The following is a 17,681-nucleotide window of genomic DNA, read 5'->3' on the forward strand; positions in this document are numbered from 1 at the left end:
AAAATTTTAAGTATAGTCATTCCTAATAAGAACCATACGAAAATATGTACTAATTATTGCTCCCTAATCCCTAACCCCTAATCCCTAATCCCCCGAACAAATTACTGAGATAGTACGGAAATTAATTAGAACGACTATAGTGAGCTTTGACCAATTGATTTCGGGCTGATTTTGGCAATAGCAGCGAGGAAATTAGCGATCTGCGTTCAATAATCTACTAATAGAATGCCTGGCGAGGGATCTCAGATGTTCTCTGACCAGATATACAAAATAAAGAGGATTTAAAATAATGAATCAAACAAAACACCAAGGTAAGGTTGCCGTAATCACTGGTGCATCCTCGGGCATGGGACAAGAATATGCCGTGCGTTTAGCAAGTGAAGGAGCGCAATTGGTTTTGGTATCGAGACATCCAGCTACAGAGACTAAAACAATGGTAGAAGCTGCTGGCAGCAAAGCGATAGCCCAAGCTTGCGATGTTACCTCCCCCGAAGATGTTAAGGCATTAGGAGAAACTGTAAAATCTGAGTTGGGACGCTGCGATATTTTGATTAATAATGCAGGTATTTATCCTTTTCAATCTTTTCAAGAAATGGAGTACCAAGACTGGCGGAAAATATTCTCGGTTAATCTGGATGCTGTTTTTTTGACCTGTAAAGCTTTTGTGCCAATAATGGAGCAAAACAATTGGGGACGAATTATCAACGTCTCTTCCAACGTTTGTTGGGCAGTATCACCAAATGTCACTCACTATACCGCAGCTAAAATGGGAGTCATTGGCTTGACTCGCGCTTTAGCTTCAGAAGTAGCGGATGCAGGTATTACCGTTAATGCGATCGCTCCTGGTTTAGTCCGTACTGGTACAACCGAAAAAGGCATACCACCACAGATGTTTGATATGGTAAAACAAATGCAGGCAATTCATCGCACCGCCGAACCAAATGATATGGCAGGAATCGTTTCCTTCCTAGCTTCTGAAGATGCTCGTTTTCTCACGGCTCAAACTATTATTGCTGATGGCGGTATGACCCGAATATAGTCGTGATCCTAAATTCTGTTTAGATACTTTAAAACTACAATAATGGGCGATCGCGTTTGAGTAGAACACTCGCTACTACAATACCAATCATTGCTAGCAATGCCATGGGATAAAAGGCATAAATATAGCTGCCAAACCAATCTCGAATTTGTCCTGTAGCCATAGTGCCGAGTAATGCACCTACACCATAAGCGGTAAATACCAACCCGTAAGTTTGAGCGTAGCGATCGGGGTTGAAGAATTTTAGGGTAGTAGTAGGCGCGATCGCCAGCCAGCCTCCCAAACAAAACCAAAATAGGCAAAAAGAAACCAAATAAGTAGCAACTTGTCCTTCTTGGGCGTTTAACATCAAGATACAAGCAATCAAGATTATGGTGTAGGAAGCGATCGCCACATAATGAGGTTTGAAGCGATCGCTCAACCAACCAAACAAAGGACGACTAAGACCATTGAACAGGGCAAACAGGGAAACGCTGCTGGCTGCCAATTTGGGATTAATATTAATAATTTCTTGTCCTACGGAACTAGAGATCCCGATCGCACTCAAACCTACTAGAGTACCGATAGCATAGCAAATCCACAATCCGTAGAAAGAGCGACTTTTTAAGGGTTTAGGGGGATAGTTAAAAGTTTGATTATTTTGTGCTTCAGTAGTTAAATTATTTTGGGGATGCCAATCAGTCGGAGGCATTTTCAGGACGATCGCGATCGACAAAATAATAGCAGTAAAAGCAATACCTAAAATTCTTAGAGTAGGTTTAACTGAATAAATATCGATTAAGCTATTAGCCAAAGGAGCGGTTATCAAAGGAGAAAGCCCAAAACCAATAATTGTCAATCCCACAGCCAATCCTTTTTTATCGGGAAACCATTTTGCCACTACCGCCATTGGTACGCCATAAACAATCCCCACTCCAGTACCAGCAATGAACCCATAGGTGAAGGTCATCATCTCAATACTATTGGCGAAACTAGAAAGAATATATCCCGTACCAACAAACATACCACCGATAGTAGTGGTGGTGCGAGTGCCAAGGCGAGGAATATAAAAACCCGCGATCGGCATGAGGGCAGCATAAAAAACCAGTGCTACTGTGTAGGGTAAAAGACTTTGAGTTGCACCAATATTAAATTCACTTTCTATGGTATTTCTAAAGACACTCCAGGAATAAACGCTACCTAGGCAAAGTAAGACGGTCATTCCCAAAGGAATTAGTAACCATCGCCCTTTTTCTGCTGGTAAGCCAAATATGTCGGTATTTTTTAATTGTGAATGGAGCATAATTGATGTCACTATAGGTGGATATACTACCCATTACCCATTTGTGACAAGTTAACGCTTCGTACCGTTGGTCAATCGCTTTTAGATAGTGGGTAGTAAGTAGTAGGTAGTAGGTAGAGTAATGACTTTATTGAAACTTACCTAAAAAGGATAATTTAGAGGCTACGGAAATTAATTGAAACGACTGCCGCGCTTTCGGTCGCTTTGGAACTGTGCCATTTCTCTGTCTTTAGCAGCTAACTACTGTAGAGGCGAATTACCCTAGAGGGTGTAACATTCGCCCCTACTAACCATTAATCAATAATGACTAATAAAAAAACAATCAGTGATTAACAGTTATCAAGATTCCAAGTCCAGTTAACCATTTCTGGGCGATCCATACCTTGCTCGTGAGCGTAGGCTAGATTCTCGATGATTTGATCTCTCATGCGTTCTCTGACATAAGCAGCACGAGAACCCAAACTAGGAACGCGATCGATCACATCAATCACTAGGTTAAAGCGATCGATTTGGTTGAGGATAGCTAGTTCCAAAGGAGTATTGATATTACCCTGTTCTTTGTAACCGCGAACGTGAATCCGTTCTTGATTGGTACGACGGTAAGCTAGTTTGTGAATCAGCCAAGGATAGCCGTGGAAGTTAAAGATTACGGGTTTGTCGCTGGTAAATAAAGTGTCAAACTCTTTATTGGATAAACCGTGGGGATGTTCGGTTTCTGTTTGCAGTTTGTACAGATCCACCACGTTGATAAAGCGTACTTTAAGTTCGGGGAATTCTTCTCTCAAAATTGCAGTAGCAGCCAAAGATTCCATGGTGGGAATATCCCCACAGCAAGCCATAATCACATCTGGCTCGTCGGGTTCTTTGCCACAGTCGTCATTACTCGCCCATTCCCAGATGCCAATACCTTTGGTGCAATGTTTAATTGCTTCATCCATAGTTAGGTATTGCAAGTGTTTTTGTTTGTCCGAGACGATTACGTTGACATAATCCGTACTGCGCAAACAGTGATCTGCCACAGATAATAAGCAGTTAGCATCAGGGGGGAAATAAATGCGGGTAACGTCAGTACTTTTATTAGTTACCAAATCCACAAACCCAGGATCTTGGTGGGAAAAACCATTGTGGTCTTGTCGCCATACCAAAGAGGACAGCATGATATTAAGAGAAGAAACGGGAGCGCGCCAGGAAACATGATTTTTACAAATATCTAACCATTTGGCGTGTTGGTTAAACATCGAATCAATCACGTGGACAAAAGCCTCATAAGTGTGGAAGAAACCATGTCTGCCAGTCAGTAAGTAAGTTTCCAGCCAGCCTTCTAGGGTATGTTCGCTCAACATCTCCATTACCCGACCGTCGGGAGCAAGTTGCGACCCATCTTCATCTTCGGGTAAGTAATCTGCCAGCCAAGTTTTTTTAGTTACTTCATAAATAGCGGTCAGACGGTTAGAAGCTGTTTCATCGGGGCCAAATACGCGGAAATTGGTCATGTTATTGCGCATTACATCCCGCAAGAATTGACCCAATACTCCAGTATTTTCTACCTGTACCTTACCAGGCTTGTCCATCTGAACTTCATAGTCGCGGAAATCGGGCATTTTAAGCTCTTTACGAAGTACCCCTCCATTGGCAGCAGGGTTGGCACTCATGCGAAAAGTACCAGTAGGAGCGAGGTCTTTGAGTTCGGGAATTAAAGTACCGTTTTCATCAAACAATTCTTCTGGCTTATAACTCTTCATCCACTCTTCAAGGAGTTTGACGTGTTCGGGGTTAGAGTGCATCGATCCCATTGGAACTTGGTGCGATCTCCAGAATCCTTCTACCTTATGTCCGTCTACATCTTTAGGCCCAGTCCAGCCTTTAGGAGTACGCAAGACAATCATCGGCCAACGAGGACGAAAGGCTTTGTTTTGACTGCGAGCTTCTTGCTGAATTTCCCGAATTTTTAAGACGCATTCTTCCATGACTGCAGCCATTTCTTTGTGCATCAGTTCGGGGTCAGAACCTTCAACAAAATAAGGCGTATAACCATAACCGACAAATAGGCTTTCTAATTCTTCGTGGCTGATACGAGAAAGTAAAGTAGGGTTAGCAATCTTGTAACCATTAAGGTTAAGAATTGGCAACACTGCTCCATCGCGGACTGGGTTGAGGAATTTATTGGAGTGCCAAGCGGTAGCTAGAGGACCTGTTTCTGCTTCCCCATCACCGACCACACAAGCAGCAATTAGATCGGGATTATCGTAAACCGCACCAAAGGCATGGGAAACGCTATAACCTAGTTCGCCCCCTTCATGGATCGATCCAGGAGTTTCAGGAGTACAGTGACTGCCAATATAGCCAGGAAAAGAAAATTGCTTGAAGAATTTTTGCATTCCCTCAGCGTCTTCGCTTTTGTCGGGATAAACTTCTGAATAAGTTCCTTCAAGATATACAGGCCCTAATACTCCAGGCGCGCCATGTCCTGGTCCTGCAATGTACAAAGCACTGAGGTCGTATTTTTTAATCAAGCGATTGAGGTGAACGTAAATAAAACTCAGGGCGGGAGACGAACCCCAGTGTCCTAGTAAACGCTGCTTGATATGTTCTGGTTTTAAAGGCTCTTTGAGTAAAGGATTATCCCGCAGGTAAATCATGCCAATGGCAAGATAATTACAAGCGCGCCAGTAAGCGTGTATTTTGCGGAGTTCTTCTGGTGATAGAACTGATTCAGATGGGATGTTCTGGGAAATTGGAGTAGAGACCATAGTATTGTTGGTGTGGAGAGTTTCTTCTTGGCAAATACAGCAATTTGTTACTCTAATTGCCGATTGTAAATCGCGAGTATTAACATCTTATTAATACTGACAAAAATTAAATTAGACAGCAACAATGGTTACTTTCAGCTAATTCAATTCCAATCTCAGATATATGTCTTTAGACACATTATTTAATAACACATTAAAGAAGATCTGGATGATAGTCCTCAAAGTTATTTTAGTGACATATTAAAGCTAATAACATCTTTCGCTTAAGCAAAAAAATCTTAATATTCTCGTTATATTTTTTGTCTTTTGAGAGAAAATAGAATTTTTGTGTTTACTTTTTATAGCAAAGTTTTTGCCCAATCAACTTTTGACAGTTTCTTTAGAAAGACAGAATTCATCTCTGATTTCTACTAGATGAATTACTTCATCTACAGTAGATGCGGAGTTATTGAGAATATGAATGTATCTGAGCTTACGATTAATTTCACACAATTGAGAGTTCAAATCATCAACTATTTGGGGATCTTCGTTATACTCTAATCGACTGATTACTTGACCTTTCAAAACTTTATAGTAGGCTTGAAGATTCCGAAAGTAGGAATGTAAATTTCTAACCGTAGAAATAACTGAAGTGTCGTTTGTAGAGAAAACAGGTTTGTGACAATCCATAATTTTTTTTGATAAATGAAGTGCAGAACTATCTAATAATCAAATTACCATCTATTTATTTAATTAATGTTACTAATGCAACAATTAAACTATATTTTAAAAACTAGTTTTTTAATAAAATAATTCGTAAAATATCGAGATGTATGTTCCAAGGAAAAGGACTATCTTTTAATAATTGCCACTGCGCCTTAAAAACTTCTGCCTGTAGATGATAATCTTCGGGATCGTTAGCAGCTCGATTTATGGTGAGATATAAAGTCATACGATGTTGAGTTTCGCTAATTGTAGCTAACCAACAGGGAAAAGTATTAATCTTAATCTTATCGTTATCATTGGGAAAAACTAGTTGATGGGCGCGAATGCCTACATAAGCCAGAGATTCTGGGATTGATTCGATTACTTTTAGGGTGCAGTTCCAATCGATCGCTTTAATTTGGGTTGTAGATATTGCCACAGCGCGGGAGAAGTTTTTACATCCTGTTAGTTGGGCGGTTCTAAAATTGCCAGGGCGTTCAAAGATATCTTGTTTCGTGCCAGATGCGATCGCTTTTCCTTTGTCTACTACGAGTAAATTGGGACATACTCGATAGGCTTCTTCAAGGTTGTGGGTAATAAATAGAGTTGCTCCCTGATAGTTAATCAAATTATTTCTGAGCAATTTTTCTTGTTTATCTCGTAAATAAGTATCCAAAGCGGAAAATGGTTCGTCTAGAAGCATTATTCCTGGTTCGCTGGCTTTTGCTCTAGCTAATGCCACTCTTTGTTGTTGCCCTCCTGAAAGTTCTCTAGGATAGCGATCGCCCATTCCTGGCAGATCTACTGCAATTAATTGTCGTTCGATCTCTTGTTTGAGTTCTCGTGGAGATAACCTATTAGGCATACCAAAGGTAATATTTTCGGCAATAGTTAGATGGGGAAAGAGGGCATAATTTTGAAATAAGACACCACAGGCGCGATCGCGCGATGGTAAATTTATTCCTTTTTCTGAATCAAATAAAACCCGACCATTCAAAACGATTCGCCCTTTATCTGGAGTATCTAAACCCGCGATACAGCGCAAGATCAAGCTTTTACCCGCCCCCGAACCACCTAATAAACCCAATGGTGTTTGATCGGTATTAAACGCGACATTTAAGAAAAACCCTGGTAACTGTTTTTGGATATTGACAATTAATTCAATTTTGGTTTTGGGTACGGGATAATCAATTGACTTTTGCCGATCCTTAACTATCTTGCGCTCGACTAAAAAAGCAATAAACTTCCAAATTAAATCAAAAAGATCTCCCTTGCGCCTCTGCCCCCTGCCTTTTCCGCTCTCCGTTTCATAATTAACCACCGTAATTACCCCCAGGGAAATTGCCAGCATGATAACTACTAGCAACAATGCCCGATCCATCTCGCCGCCTTCGGCTGCAAAGAAAATGGCAATGGGGATAGTTTCAGTTTTACCAGGGATCGAACCTGCTAACATCAAGGTTGCCCCAAATTCCCCCAAAGCACGAGCAAAAGAAAGTAAAGTACCAGCAATCAACCCAGGTTTGGCTAAGGGCAGCATAATCTGCCAAAAAATGCGATTTTCTGTTGCCCCTAAAGTTCTGGCACAGGCAAATAAATTAGCATCGATTTGTTTAAATGCGGACAATGCCGTCTTATACATCAGGGGAAAAGCGACTACCGTGGAAGCGATAACGGTAGCATACCAAGAGAAAATTACCGTAACGCCAAAAGAGTCTAAGATTTGACCGATAAAGCCATTTCTGCCAAACAATAATAGTAATAAAAATCCCACCACTGTAGGCGGGAGTACCAAAGGGGCAGTTAATAAACCTTCAATCAAGCCCTTAGATTTCCCTCGATAGCTCAACATCCACCGCGCTGCCAAAATGCCCAGGAAAAAAGTAATCACTGTAGCAGTAGTGGCAGTTTTGAGGGATATCCAAATGGGGGTTAAGTCGGTCATTTTTGGTAGGGGGCGGTTCGCCCTAAAGGACTAGCTTCGCGTCGCGAACCGCCCGTACAATTTTGGGTAAATTTATTTCCGTGCCACAATATGAAAGATGTGCCAGTCTCGATCTTCTCCTAGAGGGGTTTGTCCTGGGTGTTCTCCTTCTTCTAAGAGTTCGATCGCATAAGGCTGTAGTAGAGTTTCCACTTGCGATCGCGTAAAAGTATTAATTAATTCATTACCACTCCAAGAATCGCGATCGCCAAATAAATGTCCGCTAAATCTGCCACCATTAGCTAAAGAATTAAATATCTTGTTCCATAAGCTAGGGAAAGCTGCGGGATCGCAAAACGGCAGACAAAAGCTAGCATTGATTAAATCTACTGTTTCGGGAAGTTCTAATTCTTCAAAACTTACTATTTCGGTAGTTAACTGTAGACTATTAATATTCGGACGAGCTAGTAAACGAGTAATGGCATCGGGTTCGCGATCGATTGCTAATACCGACCAATTCTGTCTCAAGATTTCTATGGTATCTCTACCATCTCCACAACCGAGATCCACCGCTATACCTGGTTTATCAAAAGCTGCTAGGGCAGTTAAAATCGTTTTCCGTGGTGGACGATTGGCTACCGCATCATAATAAGCATTCCAATCTCTTTTACTAGTTAATTGTTCATTACTCATTACTTATTACTCATTACTTATTACTTATTACTTATTACTCATTACTTATTACTTATTGTTAAAAACCCATACTCTTTAAATACCGCCCGTGTTTCTGGATTGGTTAAAAACTCTATTAATTCGATCGCAGGCTTAGGACGAGTGCTATCTTTCATGGCGGCAATGGGATAAATTACGGGAGAATGGCTGGTTTCAGGGGCGATCGCTACTATTTCGACATTATCGGCAACTTGGGCATCGGTGCGATAAACAATTCCCGCATCTACATTACCTGTAGCTACATAATTAACAATTTGACGTACATCTTTGGCATAAATAGCCCGATCGTTAACGGGATCGGCAATTCCCAAAGAATTGAGTACTTCTTGAGCATATTTGCCCGCAGGAACGCTACTTGGTTCTCCCAAAGCAATTTTATCGATTTGCTGAGTAGTTAGATCTTTAAAATCCTTCAGCTTAGGTTGATTTTTATTATTGTTGGTTGGTGTAATTAAAACTATTTGGTTGGTCAATAAGTCTTGGCGAGTTTCTGTGAGTAATAAATCCTGTTTTTCCAAGTCGTCCATCTTATTTTTAGCAGCAGAAATAAAAACATCTACAGGCGCACCTTGCTCAATTTGACGCTGTAATGAGCCAGAAGAAGCAAAATTGTAGATTATTTCCGTTCCAGGATAATTTTGTTCGTATATGGGTTTAATTTCTTCCATTACGGTTTTTAAGCTAGCTGCTGCGGAGACAATTAGCTGAGTTGATGGGGTAGCTTGGCTGGGATTTTCTAGTTTGAGATCGGCAAGGCGATCGCATCCCACCACTAAGAATAATGACAAGACACTAAGAGTTAGAAATCCCAGAATTTTTTTAGAATTTATCATCATTTTTTTTGTCTTTTATCCTTTGCATAAACAACCAACAACTCATGACTAATAACTAATAACTAATAACTAACTATTAATGACTAACCACCCTAACCTTTATCGAATTAGCAATATCCTTGTCAATGGCAATTCGCGTTCGCCCTACTCTAATTGCAAAAGAGGGAAATCTTTGTTCGAGAGTAATTTGCATCCCCGTATGCACCCCCATTGCCAATAATTTTTTGACAATTTTTTCGTCTTTATTTCTAATGGCAGCGATCGTACCTTGGGTTTTTGTTCCCAAACGGTCTAGGGGGCAGTAGTGGACGGAAAAACCTTGAGAAACCATTTTAAAAACTAAGCTCCATAATAGTTAGTAATTGATTGAGTAGATAGCCCAAAGAAAAGGCAAATAACACCACAAAACTGGCGATCGCGATCGTATGTTTGACTCCTCGTTCTTTAAACATAAATTGCAGTTGTGCCACGCAGGGGATAAATAAAGTGAGGGTTACCGCTGCCACAACTAATTGTTGTCCCGTTAAAATGCCCGAAGAATGTAAGTCAAACATTCCTGCTGCGCCGTAGTCGCGACGGAAAAAACCATATAAAAAGGTCGGTGCTGCTGCTGCTGGCAATCCCAACCACACCATCACTGGTTCTAATCCCCTAACAATCAAGTCAAATAACCCTGTCAGCTTGCCCAACCAAATTAAGACTGAAGCAAAGATAAACAAGGGCATAATTTCCCAGAAATACCATTTAAGACGCACGTAGGTTTTGGTTAATATGGCTGGGATGCGGGGTAGCCTCAAAGGAGGTATTTCCATATAAAAGCAGGAAGACTCCCCAGGAATTATTTTCCCTGCCAAAAAGCCAATACTGAGGAAAATTCCCATCATTACCGTAGCCCAAATAAACAATGCCGCAGGTTCTTGGGAAAGTAAAGCTAAAATCACCCCTAACTGTGCCGAACAGGGAATAGTTAAAGCCAATAAAAATGTGGCAATAATCCGTTCTCGTTTGCTTTCTAAAGTGCGGGTAACTAAAGTCGCCATCGTACCGCAACCTAACCCTAAGATTAAGGGAATGACCGCTCGCCCTGACAGTCCAATGGTTTTAAATAAGCGATCCAGCAAAAAAGATAGACGGGGTAAATAACCGCTATCTTCCAGTAAGGAAAACATTAAAAAGAAGGTGGTGACGATAGGTAAGACAATTGCCACTGCATAACGAATTCCTAAAGTAATAATGCCATAGTCGTTAGCCAATAAATCTTGGATAACTTGCCAGGGAAAGATATTCGCCACGATGGTATTAACCAGCGGATTAATTTGAGACTCAAAAAATCCTTCGATCCCATCAACTAAAGTTCCCCCAGCAAATACCCCGACAAACTGATAAACCCCAAAATAAAGAATTAAAAGTAATATCGGAATACCTGTGATGGGGTGAACCATTAAATTATGCAGCCATTCATCTTCAACTATTGGTCTTTGACGTAGGTTTACCGTCGCATCGCGATCGATCTCCATCGCAGCTTGATGGCGAGCTTGGGAGATCGCATAAGTCAAGGATTCGGTCATACTTGCCTGAGTTTCGGCAATAATGCGTTCTATCTCAGGAAAATAAGACTGTTGCTGTAGTTGCGATCGCATCCTGGAATCTTGTTGCAATAACAATAGAGCGATACTGCGTCGCGAAATCAGATCCTGCCATCGTTCGTCGAGTAATAATTCAATGCGACTAATGGCAGCTTCAATGGGTGAGGGATAGAGAATTTGAGGGGACATAATCTGCTACCTGGGCAATTAATTTTTTCAGTCCTACTTTTTGCGCTGTTGCCATAGCAACCACAGGAATATTAAGACGATGGGACAATTGATTTTCATTAATCCAAATCCCCAATTTTTCTGCCTCATCAATCATGTTGACTACTAGCAGTACGGGTAATTTAGTTTCAATTAATTGCAAAGTTAGATTTAGCATTCTGCTTAAGTGTTTGGCATCAACCACATGAATTACTAAATCTACTGGTTCGTCAGTAATTAAATTTCTAGCAACACTTTCTTCTTCCGTAATGGGAATTAAAGAATACATTCCAGGGGTATCTAAAAAAGTAATTTTCTTACCTGCTATTACTCGATATCCACGAGCTACTTCTACTGTTGTACCAGGATAGTTGGCAACGGTCGCATAAGTACCAGTTAATAGGTTGAATAATAAACTTTTACCTACATTAGGAGAACCAACTAAAGCCACTGTAGCTTGAGAGCTAATTACATGGTTTTTTTTAGTTTTATTAGAGCCGAAACTCAATAAATTCCAGGATTTTTTTTTACTTTTTGGATGACAACTTTCTCGACAACCGTGACAATCCATTTTTCTTATTCATTTACTATATTTATAATATTTGAAATATTATTTTTTTGTCCGTAAATCTAGATACAAAATACTCTTATAAATCTTTCGTAAATAATTACTAACTATTCATTATTCATTAGTCAAATCACCTCAAGCTATTATGAAGGGGAAAAACTTTATGCCCAATAATAAAAAAGATTGCACCTAATCCAGCCTTGACTAAAGGTGGAGTTAAAATAAAAATGCAAAATAAAGCTAACATTCCCGATAGCCAAGCCATTAACTTATGAATTTCATCGCGGTCGTGAATGCTCAGCAAAATAATTCCCATAATTGTTGATAATACCAATAAATAAAGAAACATTTTATTACCTCTTAAATTATTAATTATTAATTATTTATCCTTCGCTTGCCAGCCAACATAATTCTAACCAAAAGCGAAAGTCTTGCTGTCTAATCTTGGAATAGGGATCTTTGATTAAATTATTGACATTAATAAAAATCACTTCAACTAGTCCCATATTTTCTGCTGCATCGTGTAATATGTTTTGTTGAGCTAATAAAGGTTTGCCGATGCGATCGGGATAATAAATACCCAAATAATAATGAATTTCTTTAGAACGACTACTATTTAAAGTTAGAATTTTTACCAGACATTGATTTAATAATCGGCTTGCTACGGGATAATAATTATTAATTATTCTTAGGTATTCTTTAGCTAATTGTTCGCGACTAATCATGATAGTTTGAAGTTAATAGTTGGTAGTTAGTTTCGTCAAGTGACACTATCCTAGGGTATAGCTTTGCTACAAATATAGTTGGGGGTTTAAAGGGTGATAGTTGTCAAAACTTATACTTATCTACTTTCTACTTTTATCGTCAAACACATCACTTTAATACAAGGTTTTATGAGTTGCCGACATTTATTATTAAATATCTCTACTTTTGATTTACAACTATCATGCTCAATATCTATTGGTTTAGTTATAGTTCCTGGGATAGGACAAAAATCATCTATTTGAGGACAAAACTGGGGTGGATACTCGATAACTTTAACTGTTCGTCGATTTTTTTTATCTAAGGCTGAATCTTGAGCAAAAATGAATTCGCTATAGTCAGCGATGTTATCTAATCCGATAAGATTTAGCCAAATTTCAGCAGCTAACCAAATCCCAGTTTTGTAAATAACTAGTTTCCAGGTTTTTTTGTTGTTAGTCATCGTTTTTTTGTTCTTGGTTTTTTGTACCACAAGGGGATAACATCCTTTGTATTCTGTCCTTCGTTGTTGTTCATAGTTAATAACTAATTACCAACGACTAATGACTAACGACTAACAACTAATGACAACCTAAACCAAATATGCCTCTTGATGAGTTTTGATCGTGCAATCAGATTTAGGATATGCTACACAAAGCAATACGTATCCTTTCTCAATTTGATTGTCATCTAAAAAACTTTGATCTTCTTGATCTACTTCTCCTTCCACAATTCTGCCAACGCAACTGGAACAAGCCCCAGAACGACAAGAGGAAGGTAACTCTAGATCTTGTTCCTCAGCTGCATCAAGAATATACTCATCTTCAGGAACTTCAATAGTGACATCAACTTCAGGGGGTTTTTTACGTTTGCCTTTAATCAGACGAACTTTGTATGTAGTACCCATAATTTTTCTCCTCTTGAATAATTAACGATTAATGAGCAATGACTAACTACAAGGCACAGCTTCAGGAGTTCCTTCTTCGACAGAGAAAGACTTACCGCAGCCACAACCACCAGTAGCATTAGGATTTTCAAAAGTAAAACCAGCTTGAGTTAAACTTTCGACAAAATCAACGATAATGCCATTTAAGAAAGGTGCGCTTTTGCGATCTAAATAGATATTGATTCTGTCTTGTTCAAAGACCAGATCGTCTGCTTCAGGGCGATCGACTATATCTAACGCGTATTCAAACCCACTACAGCCACCATCGACTGCTGCAAAGCGAACACCTTTTTGAGTGGTAGTTTCATTCCCCGCACGGATAAAAGTACGAAGTCTGAAGGCTGCTTTTTCAGTTAAGGTTATGGACATAGTTTTTCTCCTGTTTGGTTAGTTGTTGGTGGTTAGTTGTTAGGGGAATAGGAAAATAGGGAAATATGGGGAGTTGGTAATTACTAACTGTTAACTATTAACTGTTAACTGCTAACTGTTCGCTACCTACTGCCTCCTGCCTCCTGCCTCCTGCCTTCTGACCGCATACTGGACAGTCAGGATCTTTGTATGTATGAAGCTTTTGAAACTCAACGTTAGCTAAATCCATATTGAGTAACTGCCCTAAAAGAGGTTTACCCAATCCTGTAATTAGCTTGATCGCCTCCAAGGCACTCAGACAGGCGAGAGTGCCAGAAACTGCACCGAGTACCCCAAAGGCTCGGCGATCCCAGTCAGGTTTTTCAGGAAATAGACAAGAAAGACAGGGGGTTTTACCAGGGACAATTGTGGTTAGATATGCCTCCATGCTGTTCATGGCAGCTTCTACCATCGGCTTGTTCCAGCGCACGCAGGCAGCATTAAGTAAATCCCGTTCGGGAAAATTGTGGGCGCAACTGAGAGCAATATCAGTACGTTGTACTAAAGCATCGACGTTTTCTGGGTTAATGTATTCGGCGATCGCTTCAACCTCGACATCGGGATTAATCTGTTGCAGAGTTTCCTTGGCTTTAGTAACCCTAGGCTTACCTACCCAGTTATCCGTCATCAAAATCTGACGGTTCATATCGTCAAGACGCAATCCGCCACCGCGAACTAGAATCAACTTGCCAATGCCAGCAACCGCTAGGTAAAGAGCTACAGTGCCACCTAAACCACCGACTCCAGAAACCAAAGCAGTAGTATTTTTCAAGGCTTGTTGTCCCTCTTCTCCCAGATCGGGCAGTTGGATTTGTCGGCTATAGCGTTCTAGTTCTTTTGGTGTCAACATAATTGTCCTCTATTGTTTTTTGTCATTGGCTGACAATTATTTTCCTTCTGCTTTTTGCTCAAGTTCTTCTAAAGAAACAAAGTTTTTCGGTTTGCTTTGGAATACTTTAAATAACTTGGTTTCCAAAGGACTAGAGGTTAAGAAAACTTGATAAGCTTCTTCTAAAGCCAAGCCATATTTTTCGAGAATCTCTGCTTCACTAACACCAGGGAAAGCAGCATCTACTTCCTTAATCAAGCCAGAAAACTTTTTTAAAATATGGAGACGATTAATATTTACAAAATCGCGATCATATTCGATATCAAAAAATTGTAAATAATCCTCTGCATCGGTCAGGCTTTTGAATGTTGTCAAAGTTTTTGGTGTAGTTTCAGTTATGGTCATTTTTGCGCTCCTTTAATAATTTTGCTCAAAATTTTAGATTAATTAGAATTAGTTTGAGACAACTGTGCTTCCCAAGTTTTTAGTTGCTGTTTGAGTTCAGTTAGTTGACGAAAGATTTCGTAAGTTTTGGTTGCTTCCTCAATTAATGTTTCATAGTCAGTCGGCAAACCTTCAGCAAGATCGTGGAGATCCATTTTCATTTGACCCGCCTTACTGTTAAGCCGTCTGACTCTTTTTTTTAATTCGGCAACAGCTTCGGGGGTTGGGGTAGTGATAGTAGTTTGAACCATTGGTGTTAGTGAGTAATAGTTAGTAGGTAATGGTTATTATCCATTCGCAGCATCGGGAAACTGCTCGATCGCTTTAATACCGGAAGCAACCAGTCTTTCACCTTGAGCAGCTAGTTTTTTCAGGTTTGGATAGCCAAAGCGTTGAGCATCCCGTAAAGTACGAGATAAAACAATTAGTTTTCCCGTCCAGACAATCGCCCAACCAAAGCCTTCGTGGGAAAGATCGGTAACAACTTGACAGAGTTTGCCTGTTTCTTTTTCGATACAAACTGCGATCGCTCGATAGAAACAGAGAATTCTTAATTGAGTAGCGGGGTCAACATCCCCTTCCACAGAAATTTTGCTTTTCTTTTCTTTGCTAACTACAAAATTGGCAATTACTAATTCATCTTTCCAAGTGCGATAAACACCATAACTATCTTGAGCGCGCACTTGTAGAACTAATTCTTTAAGAAAAGTACTTTCTTCAATAATGTTGGTAGTAGTTTCTGGGGTAGTTGTTGTAGTCATGATTGTTAGTGGTTAGTGGTTAGTGGTTAGTGGTTAGTAGGTAGTGGGTAATATTGAGTTACTACTTATTACTTATTACTTAGTGTTATTCTTCTTCATCATCAAAATCAAAACTTTTTTTCTGTCCTAAAGCTTTTCGTAACCAAGGGGGAGGATTACCCAATGTCTTGACCAAAATATCAAGAACATCGGTAATTTCATCGTCTTGATTTTCCGCTTTGAGGGGGGTAATATTATTCTTTAAAAGACGAGATGCAGCACTCCCTCCAATCGCTGAAACGTAAACAATCGTACAGTCGGCAACTGCTTTTACTTTGGGAACTAATTTATCTTCGTTACCATCTTCTTTGAGGTTTCCGCCAAACTCAACAGTGTTGAGGAAGTTATAACCATTGGCATCAACATCATAAACATCAACTTTTTTAGCCCAACCAAAGTGAGCATTGATATGAACATTATCTTGGGTAGCAAAAGCAACTTTCATGATTTTAGTTAGTGGTTAATGATTAGTAGTTAGCTAGCCATAACTTGTGTTGGCAAATAGTAAAAAACAAAAAATCAAAAATCTAAATAATAGCTAGCTTTAATAACAGCTTCATGGATACTTTTTTCTGCTGTTTCTATTAGTTCCTGTATAGAGAGGAATTTAAAGTTTTTGTAGCCAGAAATTAATGAATTTAAAACTAAAACTCCACCACAAAAAATAACAGCAGAACTAAATTCCCTATTTCGGAGATGAACATAAGTTTCTGTACTATGCCCTGTTTGTCGCTGAATATTATTGCCAATTGCTTGATAAAAAGCATTGTTTAAAAGCTGATGAACGGGATTCAGATTGAGATTTTTGGAGACTTCAGCATTGTGTTCCAAAGAAATAATTAGTTGTTTGAGTATCAATTCATCAGACCAGTCACGATATTTATTAAAAGTATCTGCTAGACGAATTTGACCAATCAATTCTTGGAGAAAAGGATGCTGTATATTACTTGTGGGTAGTGGTTTCTCTAGAGTTAAAACTTGATTCATTTTTCAGACTTCTCTGTTATTCAGCAACAATAGATGGCTAACGGCTAATTTCTAATGACCAATTTCAATAAAAATATTTCCGAGGTCGAATAAAAATTGCATTGTGCCTCGATAACCAATTAAGCAGCGAGAACCATTGCCAAGGCGATCGTAGATGGGATAGCCCATACGATATAGAGGTATATGCAGCTTGTCGGCAAGCCCTTTTCCCTGAGAATTGGTAATAATTAAATCTGAACCAGTAGCTAGATCTGCTAAATCTTCTAAATCTCCTATGGTTACATTATCAATTGGCAATTCTTGTAAGATAGGTGACTTGGTAGTAGTAACAGCAGCTTGAATTTCCACTCCCATTTCGGTCAGTAACCAACTAGTTTGATAGAGTAAATCTGGTTCAAGTGCCAGAGAAACTTTTTTACCGCCAAGATAGAAATGAGTATCTAAGATAGCATCCTGTAGCTGACGACGTTGACGCAAATATTTAGCAGGAATCTGGGGATTAAACTGCCAATCGCTATTGTTGTTTTTAAAATTAGCAAGTTGTGCCAACAGCCATAAAAACTTATCTACCGCTTCTAAACCTGCCAAGCGGGGTAAGATTTCATAATTAGTGTCAAATCTTTGCTGTAAAGTTGACGCAGCAGTACGCATACTTTCACCAATGGCAATGGTAAAAAGCGATCGCTCTAACTGCTGTAGTTGTTCTAGAGAAGTACCACCAGGGGTTTTACTGTTGTAATCATCATCCAGATGTCCGTCTACCGAACCAGATAAATCGGGGATAACTAGAGGGGTTAAACCAAATGCCTCGACTATTTCTTTAATTTCCTCCACATCTCCAGGTGCAAGCATCGATCCCGCTAGAATCGTTACCTGCTGTTGGGGCGATTCGCGAATCGCCCTTACCGATACGGGTTGACC

22 protein-coding genes are annotated in these 17,681 nt (G+C 39.7%); 1 reads left to right on the forward strand and 21 read right to left on the reverse strand.

The genetic code is table 11. The annotated features are described in order from the left end of the window. Nucleotides 1-289: 289 nt before the first annotated feature. Nucleotides 290-1,039 (forward strand): SDR family NAD(P)-dependent oxidoreductase, encoded by a 750-nt coding sequence (locus AC33VI_RS14750; protein WP_491783024.1) that lies wholly within the window; start codon nt 290-292, stop codon nt 1,037-1,039. A 34-nt stretch (nt 1,040-1,073) separates the two neighbouring features. Here AC33VI_RS14750 and AC33VI_RS14755 read toward each other — a convergent pair whose 3' ends face one another. The 21 genes from AC33VI_RS14755 to nifN form a co-directional block, all read right to left on the reverse strand. Next, entirely contained in the window at nt 1,074-2,321 is a 1,248-nt protein-coding gene (locus AC33VI_RS14755) for an L-lactate MFS transporter (RefSeq protein WP_491783025.1), read from the reverse strand. Between the two features lie 329 nt (nt 2,322-2,650). Continuing rightward, entirely contained in the window at nt 2,651-5,071 is a 2,421-nt protein-coding gene (locus AC33VI_RS14760; RefSeq protein ID WP_491783026.1) for a phosphoketolase family protein, read from the reverse strand. 360 nt (nt 5,072-5,431) lie between these two features. Then, nucleotides 5,432-5,740 (reverse strand): hypothetical protein, encoded by a 309-nt coding sequence (locus AC33VI_RS14765; RefSeq protein ID WP_491783027.1) that lies wholly within the window; start codon nt 5,738-5,740, stop codon nt 5,432-5,434. Between the two features lie 103 nt (nt 5,741-5,843). Next, complete coding sequence (modB, locus tag AC33VI_RS14770; RefSeq protein ID WP_491783028.1) at nt 5,844-7,700, reverse strand: molybdate ABC transporter permease subunit; 1,857 nt, start codon at nt 7,698-7,700, stop codon at nt 5,844-5,846. Nucleotides 7,701-7,772: 72 nt separating this feature from the next. Further along, complete coding sequence (locus AC33VI_RS14775; RefSeq protein WP_491783029.1) at nt 7,773-8,372, reverse strand: class I SAM-dependent methyltransferase; 600 nt, start codon at nt 8,370-8,372, stop codon at nt 7,773-7,775. A 41-nt stretch (nt 8,373-8,413) separates the two neighbouring features. Then, nucleotides 8,414-9,247: a molybdate ABC transporter substrate-binding protein gene (modA, locus tag AC33VI_RS14780; protein ID WP_491783030.1), complete on the reverse strand. Its 834-nt coding sequence runs from the start codon at nt 9,245-9,247 to the stop codon at nt 8,414-8,416. Nucleotides 9,248-9,320: 73 nt separating this feature from the next. After that, nucleotides 9,321-9,575, reverse strand: coding sequence for a FeoA family protein (locus AC33VI_RS14785; RefSeq protein WP_491783031.1), 255 nt, complete (start codon nt 9,573-9,575; stop codon nt 9,321-9,323). 1 nt (nt 9,576) lies between these two features. Continuing rightward, nucleotides 9,577-11,019 carry a nucleoside recognition domain-containing protein gene (locus AC33VI_RS14790; RefSeq protein ID WP_491783032.1) on the reverse strand — a complete coding sequence of 481 codons (1,443 nt, stop codon included), beginning with the start codon at nt 11,017-11,019 and terminating at the stop codon, nt 9,577-9,579. Next, nucleotides 10,985-11,608: a FeoB small GTPase domain-containing protein gene (locus AC33VI_RS14795; protein WP_491783033.1), complete on the reverse strand. Its 624-nt coding sequence runs from the start codon at nt 11,606-11,608 to the stop codon at nt 10,985-10,987. Before AC33VI_RS14795 ends, AC33VI_RS14790 begins: the two co-directional genes overlap by 35 nt. A 127-nt stretch (nt 11,609-11,735) precedes the next feature. Continuing rightward, on the reverse strand, nt 11,736-11,954 hold the full coding sequence (locus AC33VI_RS14800; protein ID WP_491783034.1) for a hypothetical protein: 219 nt from the start codon (nt 11,952-11,954) through the stop codon (nt 11,736-11,738). A gap of 34 nt (nt 11,955-11,988) precedes the next feature. Continuing rightward, nucleotides 11,989-12,330: a hypothetical protein gene (locus AC33VI_RS14805; RefSeq protein ID WP_491783035.1), complete on the reverse strand. Its 342-nt coding sequence runs from the start codon at nt 12,328-12,330 to the stop codon at nt 11,989-11,991. A 116-nt stretch (nt 12,331-12,446) separates the two neighbouring features. Then, complete coding sequence (locus AC33VI_RS14810; protein ID WP_491783036.1) at nt 12,447-12,809, reverse strand: hypothetical protein; 363 nt, start codon at nt 12,807-12,809, stop codon at nt 12,447-12,449. 129 nt (nt 12,810-12,938) lie between these two features. Continuing rightward, entirely contained in the window at nt 12,939-13,253 is a 315-nt protein-coding gene (locus AC33VI_RS14815; protein ID WP_491783037.1) for a 2Fe-2S iron-sulfur cluster-binding protein, read from the reverse strand. A 42-nt stretch (nt 13,254-13,295) separates the two neighbouring features. Beyond that, nucleotides 13,296-13,661, reverse strand: coding sequence for a HesB/IscA family protein (locus tag AC33VI_RS14820; protein WP_491783038.1), 366 nt, complete (start codon nt 13,659-13,661; stop codon nt 13,296-13,298). A gap of 97 nt (nt 13,662-13,758) precedes the next feature. Continuing rightward, a complete protein-coding gene (locus AC33VI_RS14825; RefSeq protein ID WP_491783039.1) occupies nt 13,759-14,550 on the reverse strand; it encodes a HesA/MoeB/ThiF family protein in 792 nt (263 codons plus the stop codon). Between the two features lie 36 nt (nt 14,551-14,586). Next, nucleotides 14,587-14,934 (reverse strand): nitrogenase-stabilizing/protective protein NifW, encoded by a 348-nt coding sequence (gene nifW, locus AC33VI_RS14830; RefSeq protein WP_491783040.1) that lies wholly within the window; start codon nt 14,932-14,934, stop codon nt 14,587-14,589. A 38-nt stretch (nt 14,935-14,972) separates the two neighbouring features. After that, entirely contained in the window at nt 14,973-15,224 is a 252-nt protein-coding gene (locus AC33VI_RS14835) for a CCE_0567 family metalloprotein (RefSeq protein WP_491783041.1), read from the reverse strand. A gap of 36 nt (nt 15,225-15,260) precedes the next feature. Beyond that, nucleotides 15,261-15,734: a NifX-associated nitrogen fixation protein gene (locus AC33VI_RS14840; protein WP_491783042.1), complete on the reverse strand. Its 474-nt coding sequence runs from the start codon at nt 15,732-15,734 to the stop codon at nt 15,261-15,263. Nucleotides 15,735-15,819: 85 nt separating this feature from the next. Then, the gene (gene nifX, locus AC33VI_RS14845; RefSeq protein WP_491783043.1) at nt 15,820-16,218 is read right to left on the reverse strand and encodes a nitrogen fixation protein NifX; all 399 of its coding nucleotides are present in this window, start codon (nt 16,216-16,218) and stop codon (nt 15,820-15,822) included. Nucleotides 16,219-16,292: 74 nt separating this feature from the next. Then, entirely contained in the window at nt 16,293-16,760 is a 468-nt protein-coding gene (locus AC33VI_RS14850; RefSeq protein WP_491783044.1) for a DUF269 domain-containing protein, read from the reverse strand. Between the two features lie 51 nt (nt 16,761-16,811). Then, the coding region (gene nifN / locus AC33VI_RS14855) for a nitrogenase iron-molybdenum cofactor biosynthesis protein NifN (protein ID WP_491783045.1) at nt 16,812-17,681 on the reverse strand (870 nt) is incomplete at its 5' end.

Source organism: Waterburya sp., assembly GCF_058530065.1.